This is a genomic window from Micromonospora sp. NPDC049359 (assembly GCF_044466585.1).
In the GTDB taxonomy this organism is placed as follows: Bacteria; Actinomycetota; Actinomycetes; order Mycobacteriales; family Micromonosporaceae; genus Micromonospora.
The window spans coordinates 851,880-870,587 of sequence record NZ_JBITMW010000001.1 but is presented as its reverse complement, the minus strand read 5'-3'; the positions used below and the strand labels follow the sequence as shown (position 1 = coordinate 870,587).

14 protein-coding genes and 1 pseudogene are annotated in these 18,708 nt (G+C 67.0%); 3 read left to right on the top strand and 12 right to left on the bottom strand.

All coding sequences use genetic code 11. From position 1 onward, the window contains the following. Positions 1-2: 2 nt before the first annotated feature. The 4 genes from ACIBTX_RS04045 to ACIBTX_RS04030 form a co-directional block, all read right to left on the bottom strand. Positions 3-2,291: a hypothetical protein gene (locus ACIBTX_RS04045; RefSeq protein WP_357132239.1), complete on the bottom strand. Its 2,289-nt coding sequence runs from the start codon at positions 2,289-2,291 to the stop codon at positions 3-5. Further along, positions 2,288-2,608 (bottom strand): helix-turn-helix domain-containing protein, encoded by a 321-nt coding sequence (locus ACIBTX_RS04040; RefSeq protein ID WP_396832024.1) that lies wholly within the window; start codon positions 2,606-2,608, stop codon positions 2,288-2,290. The genes ACIBTX_RS04045 and ACIBTX_RS04040 overlap by 4 nt, the downstream gene beginning before the upstream one ends. Continuing rightward, entirely contained in the window at positions 2,605-3,720 is a 1,116-nt protein-coding gene (locus ACIBTX_RS04035) for a tyrosine-type recombinase/integrase (protein WP_357103859.1), read from the bottom strand. The genes ACIBTX_RS04040 and ACIBTX_RS04035 overlap by 4 nt, the downstream gene beginning before the upstream one ends. Before the next feature lie 771 nt (positions 3,721-4,491). After that, positions 4,492-4,632 carry a hypothetical protein gene (locus ACIBTX_RS04030; RefSeq protein WP_357132235.1) on the bottom strand — a complete coding sequence of 47 codons (141 nt, stop codon included), beginning with the start codon at positions 4,630-4,632 and terminating at the stop codon, positions 4,492-4,494. A 407-nt stretch (positions 4,633-5,039) separates the two neighbouring features. Here ACIBTX_RS04030 and ACIBTX_RS04025 point away from each other — a divergent pair, with 407 nt between their 5' ends. Continuing rightward, positions 5,040-5,543 (top strand): hypothetical protein, encoded by a 504-nt coding sequence (locus ACIBTX_RS04025; protein WP_357132232.1) that lies wholly within the window; start codon positions 5,040-5,042, stop codon positions 5,541-5,543. 39 nt (positions 5,544-5,582) lie between these two features. On the opposite strand, the gene ACIBTX_RS04020 is transcribed toward ACIBTX_RS04025, so the two are convergent. The 8 genes from ACIBTX_RS04020 to ACIBTX_RS03985 form a co-directional block, all read right to left on the bottom strand. After that, positions 5,583-7,268 carry a DUF2637 domain-containing protein gene (locus ACIBTX_RS04020; protein WP_357132229.1) on the bottom strand — a complete coding sequence of 562 codons (1,686 nt, stop codon included), beginning with the start codon at positions 7,266-7,268 and terminating at the stop codon, positions 5,583-5,585. A 49-nt stretch (positions 7,269-7,317) separates the two neighbouring features. Further along, complete coding sequence (locus tag ACIBTX_RS04015; RefSeq protein WP_357132226.1) at positions 7,318-7,662, bottom strand: hypothetical protein; 345 nt, start codon at positions 7,660-7,662, stop codon at positions 7,318-7,320. Between the two features lie 159 nt (positions 7,663-7,821). Continuing rightward, complete coding sequence (locus tag ACIBTX_RS04010) at positions 7,822-8,955, bottom strand: DUF932 domain-containing protein (RefSeq protein ID WP_357132223.1); 1,134 nt, start codon at positions 8,953-8,955, stop codon at positions 7,822-7,824. A gap of 62 nt (positions 8,956-9,017) precedes the next feature. Then, the gene (locus ACIBTX_RS04005) at positions 9,018-9,455 is read right to left on the bottom strand and encodes a hypothetical protein (protein ID WP_396832023.1); all 438 of its coding nucleotides are present in this window, start codon (positions 9,453-9,455) and stop codon (positions 9,018-9,020) included. A gap of 145 nt (positions 9,456-9,600) precedes the next feature. Further along, positions 9,601-11,268, bottom strand: a complete 1,668-nt coding sequence (locus ACIBTX_RS04000) for a ParB/RepB/Spo0J family partition protein (RefSeq protein ID WP_357132217.1) — start codon at positions 11,266-11,268, stop codon at positions 9,601-9,603. 761 nt (positions 11,269-12,029) lie between these two features. Next, complete coding sequence (locus ACIBTX_RS03995) at positions 12,030-13,217, bottom strand: DNA adenine methylase (protein WP_357132214.1); 1,188 nt, start codon at positions 13,215-13,217, stop codon at positions 12,030-12,032. Next, positions 13,214-14,599: a hypothetical protein gene (locus ACIBTX_RS03990; RefSeq protein ID WP_357132211.1), complete on the bottom strand. Its 1,386-nt coding sequence runs from the start codon at positions 14,597-14,599 to the stop codon at positions 13,214-13,216. Before ACIBTX_RS03990 ends, ACIBTX_RS03995 begins: the two co-directional genes overlap by 4 nt. Further along, complete coding sequence (locus ACIBTX_RS03985) at positions 14,599-16,647, bottom strand: helicase HerA domain-containing protein (protein ID WP_357132208.1); 2,049 nt, start codon at positions 16,645-16,647, stop codon at positions 14,599-14,601. The genes ACIBTX_RS03990 and ACIBTX_RS03985 overlap by 1 nt, the downstream gene beginning before the upstream one ends. Positions 16,648-16,732: 85 nt before the next feature. On the opposite strand from ACIBTX_RS03985, the pseudogene ACIBTX_RS03980 reads away from it, so the two are divergent. Together ACIBTX_RS03980 and ACIBTX_RS03975 are read left to right on the top strand one after the other, a co-directional pair. Next, positions 16,733-17,077, top strand: a pseudogene (locus ACIBTX_RS03980) (transposase family protein); the annotation flags it as partial. Positions 17,078-17,412: 335 nt separating this feature from the next. Next, positions 17,413-18,603, top strand: a complete 1,191-nt coding sequence (locus ACIBTX_RS03975) for a hypothetical protein (protein WP_357132205.1) — start codon at positions 17,413-17,415, stop codon at positions 18,601-18,603. Positions 18,604-18,708: the final 105 nt, after the last annotated feature.

Below are 18,708 nucleotides of genomic sequence, written 5' to 3'. Positions count from 1 at the left end.
GGCTATGTCGTGTCGGTTCGGGCTTCGAGGTAGTGGGTCCAGTCGCGGCTGGTGAGGCGGTTCCACTTTTCGGTGGTGCCGGCGCTCATACCGAGGAGGTCGGCGAGCACGGCGGCGGGGATGTCAGCGGCGAGGTCGAGCATGGCGGCGTTGCGGCCGAGGTGGGCTGTGATCCCGTTGCGGGTGAGAGTTCGGCTGAGTGCTTGCAGGGTGATCGGTGTGGTGGCTGGCCGGCCGGGGAAGAGCAGGTGCGGCTCGTGGTTGGGGAGGGCTGGGATCGAGGCTGGCCGGCTGCGGTCGTTGATGAGCTTGGCGACGATCGCCGCGACCTTCGGTGGCAGCGGGATTGGTTGCTTGCCGAACGTGATGGCGGTTGGAGCGTCCTTGCCGAAGGTGATGTCGGTCGTGGTCAGGTTGAGCACGCGTGTGAGTGTGATGCCGAAGAGTAGGACCAGGGCGCCGGCGACGCGGGCTTTGGTGGGCATCGTGGTGTCGTCGAGGCATCGGCGCAGCTGCGTCCAGCGCTGCTCGTCGGTGAGGAAGCGGCTGGGCAGGCTGGAGGGCCGGTTCGGAACGTCGAGCGCGGTGGTCAGGCGACGTTGGTTGGTCCATTTGATGAATGGTCGCAGGTGCCGGGCAGCTGGTCCGGTATCGATCCATCGGTCGATGTGCTGCTGGTTGATCGTTGCCAGGGTGAGGCTGTGCGTGTCGAGCCAGGCGAGGAACGCGGCGGCGATGTGGATGTAGCGGCGGTCTTTGGCTGCGGCTTGGGCGGTGCGCGAGCCGAATTGGTGTGAGCGGCGCCGGGCGCGGTGCAGCACGTGCCAGAGGCCGAACGGCTGAACGAGCTGACGGTGCTCGGGGGGTAGCTCGGTGAGGGTCTGCTTGAGCCAGGTCCGGGTGCGCTCGAGATGCTCGTCGCGGGTCGGGAGCACGTCGGCGAGGACGAGCAGTTTGCGGAGGTAGTGCAGGTGCTGGACGCCGGGGAGCTCGTCGAGGAGTTCGTGGCTGAGGTCGTCGGGGTGGGCGGCGAGGAAGGCGAAGAGCGAGCAGGTGCGGGGCCGTCGGATCCAGGTGAGGACGGATTCGGGGCGGTCGGTGTTGGTGAGTGCGGCGCGCACCGGTCGCAACTGGGCCGCGATCGTGCCGTGATCATCGGTGAGGAGGTCGCTGACTCGTTCGTCGAGCACGCACCAGGCGCAGCGCTGATCGGCGAAGGTGTGGCCGGCTCGTCCGCATCCGGTGCAGGTGTAGTCGCGTGCTCCGGCGCACGGGCCGCAGATCCGAGCGCCGCCGGCGTCGGTGCCGGTCAGCACGCGGGTCTCGGCGCAGTTCGGGCAGCGCGCTGGGTGTTTGCGGATGGTGTTGTAGCAGGACGAGCAGACCGGGCCGATCGGCCAGACGGCTTGAACGGTGCGGCGCTGCTGGCAGCCGGCGCACTGACGCTGTGGACGTGGAAGGCAGCCCTCGCAACGGAACCCGCTATGAGGCGTCTTGCGGCCGGGGCGGAATCGTCCGCATCTGCTGCAGGTGCCTTCCGCGCCGCGGTAGCAGCCGTTGCACAGATCTGGCTGGTCCGTGGTCGCGCGCCGGTCGATGAGGCGTGAGCGCCCGCATCGGCCGCAGACACGTCGTGGTCGATGCCTTTCGCGGTAGCAGGCTGGACATACCGGTCCGGCATCGGTGATCTTCTGGGTCCGTGCGAGCGCGCCGCAGTCGGCGCAGGCGCGCAAAGGCCTACCCTGAGCCTGGCAGCGTTGACAGCGCAGCGAACCGTCGTCTTTGCATAGGATCAGACGCTGGACCCGGCCGCACTGCGTGCACGGGCCGACGCGTTCCGGGTCAGGATTGCGACGCCGGCAATTGCCGCAGATCCCGGTCTGCGTGCCGGCGTGTGTGATCCGCTTGATCTCCTTGCAGATCTCGCACCGGCGAACGTAACGCCGGTGCGCGCACGAAGTGCAGATCCGTCCGTCGTCCTGCCGATGCGACAACACGCGCGTTCGCCGGCCGCACGCGGCGCAGACGGTCGGCGGAGCGTCGTAGCCCTCGACGTCGAGGATCGCGAACAGCTTCAGCAGCTGCAGCGGCCCGTTGCTGGCAGGAGTGATCCCGTGCGCGCTGAGGTGATCCTCCAGGGCCCAGAGCGACACCGGGGCCGTGACTCTCGCGGCCTCCATTGCCGCGCGAGCCGTGCTCGCGGTCAGCCCGGGGACCAGGGCGGTCAGCCGGGCGACGACCCGGTCGGCGAGGAAAGGGTCGGGCTCGCGGCGTTGGCGGACGCGGGTCATGGCGCCGGCTCTGGGCGGCGGATGGTGCTGCGCCGCGCGGTGGGCGCCGGCCCGCCGGCCGTCGCTGTCTTGCGGGTGCGTTCCTCGGTCGCCTCGACCTCGATGAGGTCGTTGGGCTGGCAGCCCAGGATGTCGCACAACGCGGCGAGCGTCTCCATGCTCAACCGTTGTGGCGGCTGGGTCACCAGCCGGAACACCTGCTCACGTGACAGATGGACGCCTCGCTCGGCCAGCAGTGGCACCAACTCGGTAGTCGCGAACAAGCCCCGTTCGGCCATGCGCAGCCGCAGCTGCCAACGGATCCCCATCGTCTTCACGTGAGCTTCCCGCCCCAGAGATCATCCTTGTGCTGCTCCAACTTGCGGTTGATCAAGCGGGTCCGGTACTCGTCGGAGACGCCGCTGTAGATGGCGGTGGTCGAGGCGTAGGCGTGCCCGGCCTGGTCCTGCACGAACTTCTCCGGATAGCCGAACTCGATCAAGTGCGTGACGTAGCTGTGCCTGAGGCAGTGCAGGTCCAGCTCCGACGGCAAGCAGGCAAGGTCGCGCACCTCGGCGAAGGCGAAGTTCAATCGGCGCAACGACATCCGGCCGCCTCGCTCGGTTACCCACAGCGCTGGATGAGCCTCGCCGACGATCCGCGGCCGGACATCGCTGAGATACTGGTCCAGCACCGGCACGATCCAGTCCATCTCCGGGACGGTGAGTACGGTGCGCCGCTTGGGTGGACTACCCCGCGACGACTTGCCCCACCGCACGAACACCGCACCGAACTGCCCCATCCTCTTGGCCTTCGGGTTGTGGCGGAAGTCCGACTCGTCCAGCCCGCACGCCTCAGCCCGGCGCAGGCCGAAGGCGTAAACCGTCTTGAGCACCGCCGCGTCGCGCAACGCCGCCAGGACGCCCTTGCGCTGATGCGTACGAATCTGTTCGACACGGCCGTCGGCTGCGTCGAACAGCGTCTGCACCTCGTCGTAGGTGAGGGGCCGCCGACCCGGCTGACCATCAGACTCCGTCACGTGCACGATCGAGTTCCACTCGTGCAGGATCTGCGCCGGCGCGCGGCCGAATCGCCGCAAGCACTCGCCCGCCCAGCCGTAGCGAGTGTCGGTGACGAAGTCGCAGAACATCCGCAGCGTGGTCTGGTAGCTCCTAGCCGTCGACACGGTGATGGGCCGCGGACCGGCCGAACGCAGGTAATCGAAGAACGCCTCGACCTCGGCCGGCTCCCACTCCCACGGATACTGGTTGGTGTAACGGTGAAACCGACGCACCGTCAACACCCGGCCCGCGATCGTCGACGCCTTCAAAAACCGCGTGCGCTGCTGACGCTGCCAGCCCTCCAACATCGCGTCGAAGACCGCGGTGGCCGGATCGAGATACGCCACCCCTGATGCCAACGTCAGGTGCACCGCTCCAGCCAGATCCACTGCTCGCTCCACGTTGCACTCAACGCAACATCGATGCGCCGGTTACGCAGCCCGCGCGGCATACCCTTGACGAGCACGCAACCTGCCAGAATGCTCCCGCCACCGTGCTGAGACCGAAAGGTCGAATGGTTGCATCCAATGCAACTCGGCCCATTCCTTGCTGGCCTGGGCGAGCAAAGTGCAGGTGATACACGCCGACCAGGTGGTGCCGAAGTCGTGGACGCTGCTGTCGTCCTTGCCGAGAGCGAGGGCCTGTACGGGGCCGCTGTCGAGTCGGAAGACGGGATATCGGTCGCTGCAGAAATCGCAGGACCGCGCTACCCCGGCCACCTCTGCGCTCGGCACAGGGTCCGGATCGTGGTCGTAGGAGGTGCGGGCGGCGGGGTGTAGGTGCCGGAGCCGGCCGGTCGCGTCGAAGTAGGTGTTCAGGATCCGGCGGCAGACGCGGCACGCCATCTCCCGCCGTAGGCCGATCGATGTACCAATGGCGGCATTCGGCCTGTACGCCGGGGATGGATCGTCATGGGAAGGGATGGAGTGAGACATCGGTTGAGGGATCCTCCGGTCGGGGTGGACCGGCTCGTCGTCATCGGGCGCGGGCCGGCGGGGGTGACGACCTTGACGGATCGGCGTGGGTCGACAGCCATGTGGAGCCGCTGCCGGCTTGGGGCTGATCCGGCCGGTGGCACAGCTATCAGGGCAGGTCAGGGCGGCAGATGTGCGCGACGTGGTCACCGAGCAGTGCCCCCGCGCCCATCCCGGGCGTGACCATCACGGCTTCTGGTCGCAGGTCGGGCAGGTCAGCCAGTCGCCCTCGTCGTCAGCCGTGACGTAGATGTCCGGGAGACGCAGGGAAGCTCGCCTGCGCAGGCGCATGCTGGCGGCGTCGGGAGCAGCGGTAGCAGTGACCACTGCTGCAGCGCTTCCGCGATCGGGTCCGCCGCAGCCAGCTCTTCGCTGGTATCGCCGTGAATCTGATGTGTGATGCGGGATCAGGATCTGCTGGTGCACCCAGTGTTTGAGGCGGGGTCTGGCGATGTCGTGATCTTGGAACGCACCCCGGCCCATAGGTCTGGCGTACGGTCGCGAACCGGGCGACGGACAATGCTGCGCCAGCAGCCGCCCCGCGAACCCGCAACGACGTTCTGATCCGGCGAGTTCCGCGCCGAGGGGCACAGCATGCACCAGCACGGTCAGCCGACGCCGCCACTTGAGACGGGGGGGGATTCTTCGGCTGAATTCTGCCGCGGGGGCGTGACGAGCATGCCCCGGATAAGCTGCCTGCCGCAGAGATCCCTACTGGACGGGCGAGGCGTTCTATGGACGTTGGCGGCGAGGACGAGGTCAAGCGACTGCTGGGCATTACCGACTGGCGCGGACTTTCCAAGGAGAAGTTCCGCCAGTTCGTCGCGATGATGCCGGACATGGACAAGGAAACGCGGATCAAACTGATCGAGCAGCTTCCCGAAGTCATGCGATTCGCCGCTGAAGTCGTGGCCGGTATGACCAAGGTGCACGACGCGACCCTCGCAGCCAACGAGGGAAGCCAGGCCCGCGTTCAGCAGACATGGGACGAGATCAGGGCGACGATCAGCGCTCAACTCGACCGCGACGACCTCGACACGGACGGGCGCGTTGCCTTGGCCGACCGGCTCATCCTGATCGGTGATCGGCAAGCCGAGGCCGACGCTAGGAACAAGACGTATCTGGACCGATGGGACAGCAAGAGGACGTTAGGGCTCCTCGCCGCAGCCGTCATCCTGACGACCCTCGCCGCCGGCGGCAAAACGGCACTTCAGAACGGCTCACTGCTGCGCCGGTAGTACGGACACAGTGCCGTGCTGCGGTGCGCTGAGGCTTGCCTAGTCCTGCGGTGACGGGATGACTGCCGCCTCTTCAGCCGGTTCGTCAGCCCGGAGCGCGGCGAGGAGAGCCGTGGCACGGTCGGTGGAAACGCGGACCCCATCGGTGCGCAGCCCTTTGATCAGGACCGACCGGGACAGCGTCACGCCTTGAGCGCTTAGGCGGTCCGCGACTCGACGTCCGGGGTCCATCAGGTCCGTAACGTCGGGGACCGACCGTGGCTGCAGCTGGCCGGCACCGTCCCGGCGTGTCGAGCGCCCGGCTGATTCCGTGGGCTGCGGGCCGGAAACCGTCGAGGGAGTCTCTCGCGGTCCCGGTCCGCTGTCGCCGACGCTCCGGACCTCGACCCGGTCGTTCGTCTCGACGGCCGACGACCCAGGAGTGCCCCCTGAGCCGGAGGGCGGAATCGACGTCCGCTGCGAGGACCACTCGGCGTTGACCTGGTCCGGGAGATCGTGGCCTTGGTCCTGTTCACTGCTGTCCCTGTCGACCGCGGTCCGGTCCTGCGCCGGGGCCGTCCGCGCTGTCGGGTCCGACCCTGCGGATAGCGCAGCGTCCGGCGCTGGTCGGGCGCGGACCTGCGCCGGGAATGCTTGCCCTGAATCGAACGTGGGGTCCGGCTCGGTGCAGGCGCGGTCCTGTGGTGATGAGGACTGGTCCGGGACCTGTCCCGTCTCGTGGTGGACCTTCGGGTGGGGCAGGGCGGGGACCGGGCGGCTGGTCCCGTGTTCGGCGAGCCAAGTCAGTTGCGCGAGGACGGCGCCGGTGTCGCCCCGCCGTGCGGCGGCGCGGACCGTGCGGCGTGCCAGCCGGCGGACCTGGTTGCGCCTCGCGGCGGTCCGCCGGGCCTGTCGTTCGGCTGCGGCCCTCCGCAGCAGGTAAGCGGCGCGAGGGCTGACACGGTCGCGGACATCGACGGACCAGGCTGCGGCGGTACTGGGCAGGTATCGGAGCCAGCGGCGCCAGCCGAACGCGGCCGGCGGATCGGGTAGGAGCCTGCGGCGGCGCAGTTCGACGCGGTGTCGGGCACCGCTGCGGATCTCCCAGACCACGATCCCAGCGAGGGACAGGACGGCAAGGAGCCCGGCGCCGACGCGGCTGGCATGTTGGTGGCCGAGGTAGTTGATGCCGGCGGCGGTAGCGGCGCAGAGCCAGGTCAGGGCGCGTGGGGTGCGGGCGGCTTCCCCAGCGAGGCGCATCTTCTGCGCGGTCAGCGCCATAACCAGTGCCAGACCCTCGATCGCGACGGCGACGACGATCCCAACGAGCATCGGCCAGCCGCGGGCTTGGGCTGCGGTGATCTGTCCGTAGACGGCGCCACCGACGGCCAGCAGGTACATGGTGGCGGCGTAGACGTCATCGGCGTGCCCCCGCACGTACCCGACGAGCGAAGCGGCTCGGTGCCGCCAACGCGCTGCCCGCTGCCGGGCGGCGCGGGCGCGGGCCTCGCGGCGGGCCCGCTGATCGGCGGCTCTCTCCTCGGACTCGCGGCGCTGGGTGGCGCGGGTCTGGGCGGCGAGGTGCTGCTGCCGCTCTGCTGCCTGGAGTTGACGCTGCATCGCGGCGTCAGCGGCGGCGATCCTCGCTTCCTCGGCGGCCTGGGCCTGCTGGGCGGAGAGGACCTGGCGGGCCAGTCGCCGGTCGCGGCTCGCCAGGTGCGCGACGGCCTCCAGGTCGACGCTCACCGGCCCCGCCCTCTCTCGCCAACGGCATCGCGGTAGCTGTCGAGGGGAGTCACCGCGGCCCCTGCGCGGGGAAGTCCGCCAGGGTGCCGCGGACGATGGTCGTCGGGTGGTGGGCGCGGGCGAGGAGTTCGTAGACCAGGTGCGGGTGGCCGCCGGCGAGACGGAACCCGACCTCATCGCAGGCCGCGCCGCGAACCGGCCGCCGGACCTCGCCGGGTGCCTGGACAGCGATGACCCACGTACGCGCCCGGTCGTTGTCGTAGGTCAGCTGATATACGGCCCCGTCGTCGCCGACCACGGTGAGCAGCGCAGGTCCGTCCGTGGTGAACAGGATTCGGTCGACGCGGGCAGGACCGTGCGCCAGGGCCGCGCCGACGGCGAGACGGAACTGCATCCAATCCATGATCACGAACGGCTCCGTGTCCTGCTGTCGGGCGTCGTCGGATCGGGGGCGAGTAGATGTGTGGTTCATGAGGATGGCTCCTGGGCGAATACACGGCGCGCCCGGACCTGCGGATGGGTCCGGGCGCGCGAATGTGCGAGAGAGGTGGTTTCAGGCGGTGGTGGCGGCGAGGTGCAGGGCCTGGATGGCCGTGGCCTCGAGACCGTGGGCGGCGTCAGCGTCGGAAAGGGTCTGGGCGACGGAGGTGACGGCGTGCATGACCCCACCGGCGGTGGGGTCGGCGCCAGCGATGAAGTGGGTGAGGATGTCGCGTTGCTGGTCCTCGGAGTACTTCAAGCGTTGCCCGACGATCTTGAGGGTGGTGCTGGGGTCGGTGATGGGGGTGCCGGCGGCGTTGTCGAGTTCGCGCAGAACCTCGGCGATGTAGTCGGCGTCGAGGAAGGCGGTGACCGCGTCGGTGGTGCGGGAGGTGATCAGGTCGAGGGTGCGGCGGGTGGTCTCCTCGGAGGCGGTGACGACCCCGTCTCCGCCGGTCATGCGGGAGCCGATGTGGGTACGACGCAGGGCGTTGCGGCGGATGACCATGCCGTTGCGGCACACCTCGAAGCGCACCCACGGAGCGATGCTGAACGCACCCGCCCCGGTCTCCGAGTTCGAGATCAGGAACCCGGCTGAGACGATCGGCAGTTCGGAGCCGGCCCGCCCGTCGAACGGGGACCGGTAGCGGGCCAGCAGGCGGGGCGCGGCGACCTGCGCCTGAGGGGAGTAGACCCGCAGGTACATCCGCCGGTCGGTCAAGTCGCAGCCGGCGAACTGGACCCGCACGTTCGCGCGCCGGATCCCGTCGAGAGCGGCGAAAAGGACATCGAGGTTGTCGATGCGGTGGTACCGGTCGGACAGAACCGCCCGCACAATGCCACCGCCGGTGTCATTGCGCAGGCAGCGGATGAGGAAGCTGCGGGGGTCGCGGGCAAGCCAGCCGTTGACGTTGTGGTCGAACAGGTCGGGGTGTTCGGCGGCGAGGCGCCGTAGGTACGCGACGGGGATGCCGAGCTTGTCGGCGAGGCCGGCGGTGGCGACGTCGTTGACTGTGTACGTGCCGGAGGTCATCGTCACCCCCTCCGGGCCGAGTTGCGGCTCGGTGCCGTCCAGGACGAGGTTGCCGGCGACGGCGCGCATCCGTCCGGCGCCGGCCTTGACGTCCAGGGCGCGGGTGGACTGGTCGGTGAGCATTCGGCGCAGCTCGTCGAGTTCGACGTTACGGTGCGCCGGAACAGTGATCATCGAAGACATGAGGGATGGATCCCTTCGAGAAGAGTCTGGAGATGGGGAGTTCGTTGAGGGGGTCAGCGGCCGGCGTCGGCGGCGGTTATGACGGCCAGGCGTAGTCGCTCCCACTGCTCGGGGCCGAGGGTGCCGAGCGCGTGGGCCTCGTCGAGGAGGTCAAGGGCGGCGGCGGTGTCGCCGGCGGTGAACGCGGCGTCGGCGGCGCGGAACGCCGCTTCGCCCTGCTCGCGGCGCAGCTGTCGCCACTGCAAGGGGTTGCGGGCCGGCCCAGCCTGGATCAGCACCTCGGGATGGGTCCGGGCATGGGCGTAGATCCACTCCCACTCGGCGGGGGTGGCGTTGACGATCTCGGCGACGTACCGGCAGCCGTCGCCGGTGACCCGGTGATAGCCGGGCCCGTACTCCTCGAACGCCAGCAGGATCTCCCGCTGGCGGATCAGCGCCAGACGGCGCTCAGGGTCATCGACCTCGGACACCAAGTCGGCGTCAGTGGACACGGGGCTCCAATCGGGAATGTCGAGAGCTGGCGCGGTGAGTGACCTCTTTCCGCTGCGGAGTCGGGTCGGCACGCGAGTCGGCGGGGGCCTACGCGCAGTGCGTGGACCCCCGCCGATAGCGGATCTTCAGATCAGGACTCGTTGCTCACAGGCTCGTCGTCAGGGTCTGCCTCTCGACGTCGGCCAGTTCATCGGCGTCCGAGAGGTCATCGGCCTCGGGGCCCGCTGCCTCCGGCTCCGTCGCCTCGGGCTCGGGCTCCTGCGCGGTGTGCGGTGCGGCGAGCACGTCGTCGTCCGCAGCGACGCCGTCGGCCTGCTCGGTCTCCGCATCGACATCGGCGAAGTCGGGATCCTCGGCGTCTGCGGTCGTGGACTCGTCGGTGTCTTCGTCGTTGGGCAGCTCGTCCTGCGGGTCACGGCCGAGCGAATCCCGCAGCGTCGTCTCCGCCTCGGAGAGGGTGTAGCCGTCGGCGATGAGCTGGTCGAGCCACGCCACTGCCGCCTCGTCATCCAATGCCCACGTCTCGTCGCGGGCCGCGTAGCCGAGGTTGCGTTCCTGGACGCAGATCCACTGCGCCACCAGGCAGCGGCGCAGCTTGTCCTCGCGAGCCATCGCGGCTGCGGCGCCGTCTACGCCACCAAGAGTTGCGTACAGGCCGTCGACGTCGTGGAACCGCAGCCCGTCCACGATGGTGGCCCGAAGTGCCTCCAGGAAGAGCCGCTTCACTGCCCGCGTGGACCCGTATGCGGTGCGGTAGAACTCCCGCCGTACCTCTGCCGCGACTGTCAGACCAGCGAGGTACTCGGCGCGGGCCTGCTCGGCTGCCTCCCGGCGGGCGCGCTCCTCTTCCGTGACCCCCCGACGGCTGCCGTAGCTCAGGCGCTGGTAGCCATGCCGGTCCGGCTCCGCGCAGTAGAAAGTCGTTTGGGCATGGTCGCCGATCTTCTCAACGAACGCTGCGATCCCCGCCAACGTGGGAAACATCTCTGGGTCGAGCGGGTTGCCGTTGGCGTCGGCGAGTTGCGTGGCGGCCACGGCCGTACCGCTGTAGGGGTAGCCCTTCGGCTTGGACGTCACCTTCACCCCGGCGAGCACCAACTCCGCCTTCGCCCGCTCCTTCGCCGCCGCGAAGGTCCGCTTCGACCGCTCGGCGGCGATGGCGTGCCGGAATCCCCAACTCGACCCGGTGCCCTTCAGGATTCGATCCAGGGCTGCCGGGTCCTCGGTGAACTCGGTGAGCGCAGAGGCATCCTCCAGCGTCAGGGTGCCGGCGTCGGCCGCGCCGCGCGCCGCCTGCGGCAACTCCCGCAGCTTCAAGGTCTGCTTCACCTTGGCCATTGGGATCGCCCGCACGGTGGCGATCTGCTCGGGCGACCAGTCCAGCAACGTCAGCTGGTGAAACGCCTCAGCCTCCTCCGTAGGAGTCAGTCCCACCCGGTGGCCGTTCTCGGCAAGCTGCGCGACGATCTGCGCCGCAGCACCTTCGTCGGAGGCGACCCACACCGGCACCTGCTCCATGCCGAGCTCGATCGCCGCGTACTTCCGGCGATGCCCGATGATCAACTGATACGCATCCGGCTGCTCCGGCACCGGAATGACGATCAACGGGCAGAGAACTCCCACGACCGCCATCGAGGCGGCCAGATCGCTCAGGTCCCCGACGTCCGTACGCAGGTTGCGTGGGTTATCGACCAGCTCACGGGGGTCAAGGTACTGGGCCCGGACCAGCAGGCTCGCAGGGTCCGCGAGGGCGGTGACCTCGGCGACGCTGAGCTCGTCCGGTACGGGTCGGGACAACAGAGTGGTCGTCATAACAAAGAACGTCCTTTCCAAGACCACAAGGACGCCCTACCCGGCGCGGGAACGACCGGGTGGGCGGTGCTGGCCCGATCCGCCCGGCCGGCCGATCGGCGCAGCCCCGCACAGGCCCACCCCACGCTCCTTACGACGCGCAGACGCGGCTGCGACGGTGGGCCTTGCGGAGCCAGCCGCGGCCGGCCAGGATCGAGGGCCAGCAACCGCAGCCCGGTCTGCCGCATGAGGGCAAGTCGGGCATCGACGATCAAGCTGCAACCGGTTGCCGACGTTGAGCAGAAGGCCTGCTAGACGCCGAGAGGACGCCCAGCGACCTGATATTGGAGGCCCGGCTGCCCGCCGCCGAGCCGGTTATAAACTTCGACGACTACCGCTGCCTGATTCGAGCGACTTCGTTGATAGTGAGGATGGCTACCTCACCGCCTCAACCGCCGCGCGCAGGGTGCCATGAGCGTGCCGCATTCCGCTAACCCTTGCAGCGTTCCGCGCGTATTTCGATGGAGCGACGCGCCGCTTAAGCGAGGTTATGCGACACGATGGTCTGTCGAGCTTCAGGCTCGAATTTCGCCGTCAATTTCCATCGACGGCTGTTGTGTTAGACCTACCTTGCGGATTCGTACGTCAGGATCCCAGCGGACCTACTGAGGTCGGATCCTGCTGCCGCGAGTGCTGCCCACGTGGCCCAAAGGCGTCAGGCCATGGCTGACATGCGGATTCTGGCCAGCGCGATGATCAGTCGCGCGTAGACCCGCCCGCGATCAGTCGGGCGATGCGGCTAGCAGCCTCTCGTTAGTTGGCACTGTTGCCGGTGGCAGCGTGGTGAGGAGGAGTTCCTGTGCCGGGCCGCGTCCGGTCCGCGAGGAGGCGGTGTAGTTCAGTGTCACGATGCGTTTGCTGATCCGCCAGGACTTGACACCGTTCAGGTCGCGACTGGCCCTCGATGGGTGCATCGCCTTCGCTGCATACAACGCGTTCTCCGTGAGCAGTCGCTCGTCGTAGTCGTACGACAGAATCCAGCGGTACTGCATCTCTTGCCGGAGGTACTCCGCCAGGTGATGATGTTGGAGCGTGCCCATCCAATCGAGATCTTTGCCCGCCTGCGCTGCCTGACCATCAACCGACCCCCGGTAAAGCTTGCCCGATTTCGAAAGGTAAGGCGGGTCGAGGTATGCGACAACGCGGTCGGGGAGCAGCGTCTTATAGTGCGAGGCGACGCCGTGGAGCGTGGTCTTCCAGTCCGATCGCCAGACGTCCGCGATCCTTCTCGTGTCGTAGAGGTGACCGATGTATTCGAGCCGCTCGACTAAGCTCTTGAGGTTGAATCGGCAACCAATGCCGTACTCCGAGGTCTGTGCGCGACCGCCGATAGGGCCGGCCTGACCGTGGAGGATCCCTGAGAAGGTGGTTCGGTTTAGGAACATGCACTTCGTGGCGAGTTCGAGGTCCTCAGTTGAACGACTGGTGCCAGGAGCCGCTGACCAGGCGCGCCAATAGTCCCAGCGTGCCAGTGCTGTCGCCCCGCCAGCGGCGACGTGAGTCGTGTGCTCGTCAGTGATGCGCTCGACAAGCTCCTGCGTGCGTGAGGCAGCCACCTGCCAGAAGGCCGCCACCATCGGATCTGCGTCCGCAAGTAGCGCCCGCTCGACGATGCCTGCGCCGACCAGTCTGAGAGTGGTCGACGCACCGCCAGCGAAGGGCTCTACCAGGAGGTCGACTCGCCTGACTTGAGCGGACCGCTGAGCGGCTGCGATGAGTTCGCCGATCACGTTCGATAGTCCACTTTTGGCGCCCGGGTAGCGCAGCGGACTTTGGTACCGGCCCGCGGCTAGAGAGTGCGTGACCTCGGCCGGAGCATGGTCGATCTTGCGTGGTGTCGTTCCAACCGGAACCAGAATTTCCGCACGCGCCGAACCTTGATCGCGTACGGCAGCTATCACGGTGATCATGGTATCAGGTTGGTGCTGTGGGCCGTTCCGTCGAGACCAAGCCGTTTGGTGGCCACCAGGCGCAGTACGTCGGTGCCGACGCCGATGGGAAACGCTGCCTTCCCATGTGCGGCCGCCACCGGGATGACCCCGTCGATGTACATGGAGGAGCCTGTCCGATCGATAACGTCGAGGATTGCTGGGAGCGTCGGGTAGTCCTTTGGGTCTGGCTGTCCCCCGTTCACGTCGTAGGGCGCACCGGACGGTGGCATGACCGTCGGAACCACTACCCGCCCGTCGAGCGCCCGATAGACGAATTTGCGTCCCCAGTAGGTCTCCTTGCCGTATGCACGAGCATTGGTCGCGTTGGTGACGCGAGCGATGATCTGCTCGTCGCAAACAAGCAGGTCGCCAGGGGTCAATACCTCATGGCGAGCCAACTGACGCGCATAGTCGACCATGGCACCGGTCTTTTCGATACCACAGACGAATGGACCCACGCCCGGTGTGGTTGCAGCCATCGCTTGGAAAAAGTCGAGGGCGCGGCCACGCAGCTTGGCTGGAGGACCGTACACAGCAAGCGGCCCATCGACGATAAAGAGCGTGCTAGGCAGTAGGTCCTGACGGGACTGCTCCCACAGAAGGGTGGCCAGCCCGACGAGCACAAGGAGTTCGACAACCGACATGAGCCGGCCGAGGGCGGACTGGTTGCTTCCCTCCTCGCCCACTTCCTCGTGGATGCGTAGGACATCGGTGGGCAATAGCCAACTGCCGCACGCGTCGCAGGCGACTCCGGCCGGCGGGACGCGGACGTCCTTGCTGCAATTTTCGGTCGGGCAGTTCACGGGCACCGTTGACGCAGGCACGCCCGGCTTGCCGTGTAACAGGAAGAGCAGCTCCAGCAAGGTCTGATTCAGACGGTTGACTTCGACCTTCTTCGTACGGAAGAGCTGGTCGATCGCCTCTCGCCACGAGGTCGCGATGTCTACACCCTCGCGGGTGTAGGCGCCGGCGACCGGGAGGTCGAGCGTCACGAGCGCCGTGTTAACGGCTCTCGCGATCTCGTACGGGTCGACAAACCGCTGTGCCTTTTGCGTCTCAAGGATGCTGAGGTCGAGATACGCAGCCGCAGCTTGCGCGAACCCGTACAGTACCGACGGCAGCCCGTCCCGCACCCGCTCGACAACGTACGACCCGTCAACGGCGAGCGCAGACGACAGCGACGGTGCGGAGGAGTTGAAGTCGCTGCGGTGCCGGACTTGCTTGCGGATCTCCTCGACATCGCGCAGCACCTCGGCCGGGACGTGAAACGTGCGTTGATCAGCGATGGCGCGGACCGCAGCGGTCGAGTGCCCGAGGCGTGAGGCGAGTTCGTGCGTCCCTGCGACGGTCTCGTATGACATCAGGCAGCTGACCCCTCATCGTTCGGAGTCAACGGAGGATCACCTGCGGCCGCGCGGGCTTCGTTGACGAGTTCCAGGTCGTAGCGATCGATTTGCACCGGAACGATGTACGGCGACGACAGGGTCTTGAGCCTTACGTAGCCGCGGTCCTCGGAGGCGATGATGGCGTCGGAGAACGAGCCGAAGTCGTAAAACTGGGCGAGCTCACGAACTTCTTTTGTGTTGTTCAGGTGCGCGACCACCCAGTTGGCGGTGTTGGCCTTCACCTGGTGCGCGACGCCCGAAACCTCTTGGGTCGCGTACGTCATACCGAGGTTCAACTTGCTCGCCTCCTTGGCGAGCTTGACCCAGATGTCTCGATCATCCTTATAGCGGTCCGACGAGAAAAGGTTGTGGGCCTCTTCGAGCATCACCTGAATGGGCGGAGGCTCCTGCCCGGCCGTGAAGACGGAGGTCTGGCGCTCAAGCAGCCGGGCGGTGATCGATTCGCTCAGCGCCTTGGTGATCGCGCTCGCTCCGACGTGAAGGTCGACGATGACGATGCGTCCTCGAACGAGTTCGTCATAGATCTCGATTGCGGGGTCATTCAGCGTCAGAGGGCTGTGGAATGGGCGAAGCGGGTTGAGGTTCTTCCAGCCGCGGACGTTGCGGTTTTGGCTCTTCGTCGTGAAGATCGGCTCCACGCTTGTCCACCGGACGTTCTTCGTGAAGTCCACGGCGTTGGCGTCACCCGCCTCGCGAAGCGCCACGATTGCATCCACGACGGCTTCCACGTCCGAGGCACCCACGGTCACCATGTTGGCCGTCGATCCTGCCTGGGTGAACGGATTACGGCGAAGCTTGTCCGTAATGGCCTGCTGAAACTCGGCCTTCATGTTGATGCGAGCTCGAAACTCAGGCGGCACTTCGAAGCCTGCGCGCATGAGCGCTCCGTAGAGGACGAGTCTCGCACGCTGCGCATGCGTGGTAGCGGACCGATCGTTACGAACGTCCGCGTAGGACGCTCCCGCGAAGTCCTTCACATAGCCCGCGTCGTCGGTGCTGAGCTCGCCGGAGATGAGGCTCTGAACCGCGTCGATCTGGTTCTCGGAGAAAAAGTTGATTGAGAGGGGCTTGACGTGCGGCTGCGACCCGTCCGCTCCGAACTTAAAGATTCGGACATGGTTCGCGCCGATCGCGGCGATCTCGGTGCCGTCCTGGGTGTTCGGGTTCGCGTACTCACCCTGCGGGTCGAAGATCAACTGTCCCACGGGAGGCTTGCCCACTGAGCGCTGACGCTCCGAGATGGCGAACGTACGAGCAATGATGATCTTCGCGGTGTTTGACTTGCCCATCCGGGTCATGCCCAAGAGGGCGGTCTTGTGACCGATGAAATCACGGATGTTGACCTCGACAGCGGCCGTGGCCTGCTTCGATGCCTTCGCCCGGCGACGAGTCGCCGAGTACCGAACAGCGCCGATGCGGACGCGTTCCACGGGGCGATCCGTCGGTTTCAGGTACGACGCGATCGCCGAGAGGCCCTCGCCGACCGGCTTCAGTACCCGGTAGGTGGATGTGGCGTAGAAGTTGTCGACATCGGCGCCGAACTCGAGCACCTTCTGGCCTTCGACGTCATCCTCGTAGAAGGTGCCGAGGATTCTGCAGCGTAGCCCGGTGAAGGAGACGCGGTTCTTCGTGAACGGGTCCATCTCCACGTCTAGCACAACGGACGGCGATGGGTTCTGGCTGTTTGAGAGGGCGGCGCGGAGAGACTCCTCGCGCACGGCGTGAAGGTCACTCTCCATCGACAACGGCGACGTCCCCTCGACACGCAGCAGCAGGACTTCGTCGTCATCGACCTGCGGGGTGTTGATGTCCTGGGCCGTGGCGAGCAGGAACGAGTGCTGGGGAATACCGCCCGCATCGAACTTCCAACTGTCATGCGTGAGCACGATCGCCTCGGTGTAGCCGATCCGGTAGACCGCGCCAATCCGAGTAGATCGATCATCAGCTAACAACTGCGAGTTCAGCAACGAGCCTGCGCCGACACCGGGTATGAGATTGGTCACGCGGGCTCCTCTGCGCGATCGAAATTCCTAGCCTGATGGACGTCTCGTAACGCGGTAGCTGGTCCATGATGGATCGTATCGGCTTCTGGGTGATCACGACGGCCCGCCCGGCGTGGGCTTTCCGTTCACCGGGCTGCAGCCCACTCAGTCCCGCACGCTGGTCCGGCTGGTCATTGAACGTGACGGGGACGCAGTCGATGATGGCCGGCCGGTACGGCAGTAGTCTCTCGACGTCGCCGATCGGGTGCTGGTGGTCGCCGCTCACTGGCACACGAACCTGACTATGCGCCAGATCGGCCCGCTGTTCGGAGGGGGTGTCGCACTCCGCCGCGCGTAGGGTCAGAGAGACACTTGACTTCTACTCGCTTTGGCCCCGGTACGCCGGCGCCGGGTCGACCAGATCGCCATCGTCGACGCCCGCCGACAACCGTAACCGCTGCGTGCCAGCGTCTCACCGCCGCAGGATCTCGTTGATCGAGGCAAACAGGCTCGCAGCGGTGGCAATGCCGACCGCCCACGCTGCGTCGTGCGCGGCCACGACTCCGGCAATCGTGGCACTTGCAGCCGTTACTATCATGGCCCATCGCTGCGGCCCACTCTGAGTAGGTGTCGGTGACCCGGGTGTGCAGGTCATGAACTGTTCGCTCCTTGTTTGCAGTGAGGCTCAGCGCCTTAGGTGCCACCAGCAGACCAGTTCGCGACAGCTCCGTTCTCGACAAACTCGCGGGGCTCCAAAGCTCGCGCCGGTCGGTACGGTCACAAGCCATGGCCCGTAAACAAGCCAGCGCCGCCGATGCCGCCTTGATCGCCGCCACGGGCGAGTGCGGAGCGGCACCTACTCCCACTCAGCTCGAACGGTGGCGTGCGGGGGGTCTGCTGCCGCGTAACGTGCAGCACGGCGCTGGCCAGGGTCGCGGAAGCGTCTCCACCGTCCCGCCCGGGGCCGTCGAGCTGGCGATCTGGCTGACTGCTCACGCCCGCCCGGGCCGCCGTCCCGACGACCTCGCGCTGGAAGCGTTCGCAGCCGGCCTGCCGGTCCCTGAGCCAACCGTCCGTGCGGCCTTGGTTGCGGCGTCCACCGACTTTCGTCTGGATGTCCCGCCAGAGCCAGACACAGGAGCGATGGTCGGTCGCAGCGACTGGATCGCCGAGGTTGCACAGGAGTACGCCGCCGAGCATGGCGGAAGGAGCGTGCTGCTGCCGCGCCGGATTCGCGACATTGACGCTCGCATCGCCGGTGCGGGCATCCCCTTTGCGCTGCCCGAACTGGCTCCCTTCGACAAGGGCACCTACGACACGGAGCCCTACACCAGTCGAGACCTTCTCACCACGGCCGTCGCTGCTGTCTTAGGAGGCACCAGCGAGTTGGCCGAAGGGGATCTCGCCGCGATTTCGCGGGCAATGGCCCCGCCCGGCGCGGCCGTCCCAATTGCATCCATGCTCGAGTACCCCGACGACGCCCCTCGGCTGGCAGACATCAATGATGGGCATGGCCTGACCCTCCTGCCGGCTGGCGACGCGCGCGAGGAGTTGAAGCGGGTCATCGCTGAGGCGTCACTCGCACAGTTGCGAGCCGCCTGGCAGGCCGTTGACGAGATGCAGCGGTGGGCGGTGTCGTTGTGTGACGCCGTCGAGGCTGAGCTCGACGGGCTGGCCGCCAAGCAACCCTTGCCGGCGTACCCAGGTCTTCACGGCTGGTTCATTGGCATCACGTTCGGCCTCAACCGGATGCTGCTGCGCCTTGCCCTGATCGAGCCGGAACCGACCACGAAGGCCCGAGCGGCCACCGCGATGATGTTGCTGAACATGGCCACCGGAATGAGCCGCTTGCGGGTCATGCTGCCCGATAGCAGGTTTGACTTGATGCCGCAGCTCCTGCCGCCGTTCCTGCAGCACCTAGACGAACTCGTCGCTGCGAACCTGCCTGTTAGCTTGCGCCCATCGAAGGTGGTCTGACGACTCCTTGAAGTCGCGCTGGTGCTGCCGGGCGTCGCAGGGCTGGGTCTGCTTGGTGTTACGGTCGGTGTGCGGACCTGCCCCACGTTTGTGGATTGGCAGGTC

Excerpts from the sequence above, each read along its gene's own strand:
- ACIBTX_RS04045 (WP_357132239.1), bottom strand. The coding sequence starts at position 2,291 with ATGACCCGCGTCCGCCAACGCCGCGAGCCCGACCCTTTCCTCGCCGAC.
- ACIBTX_RS04025 (WP_357132232.1), top strand. The coding sequence starts at position 5,040 with ATGGACGTTGGCGGCGAGGACGAGGTCAAGCGACTGCTGGGCATTACC.
- ACIBTX_RS04015 (WP_357132226.1), bottom strand. The coding sequence starts at position 7,662 with ATGCAGTTCCGTCTCGCCGTCGGCGCGGCCCTGGCGCACGGTCCTGCC.
- ACIBTX_RS04010 (WP_357132223.1), bottom strand. The coding sequence starts at position 8,955 with ATGATCACTGTTCCGGCGCACCGTAACGTCGAACTCGACGAGCTGCGC.
- ACIBTX_RS04000 (WP_357132217.1), bottom strand. The coding sequence starts at position 11,268 with ATGACGACCACTCTGTTGTCCCGACCCGTACCGGACGAGCTCAGCGTC.
- ACIBTX_RS03995 (WP_357132214.1), bottom strand. The coding sequence starts at position 13,217 with ATGATCACCGTGATAGCTGCCGTACGCGATCAAGGTTCGGCGCGTGCG.
- ACIBTX_RS03990 (WP_357132211.1), bottom strand. The coding sequence starts at position 14,599 with ATGTCATACGAGACCGTCGCAGGGACGCACGAACTCGCCTCACGCCTC.
- ACIBTX_RS03975 (WP_357132205.1), top strand. The coding sequence starts at position 17,413 with ATGGCCCGTAAACAAGCCAGCGCCGCCGATGCCGCCTTGATCGCCGCC.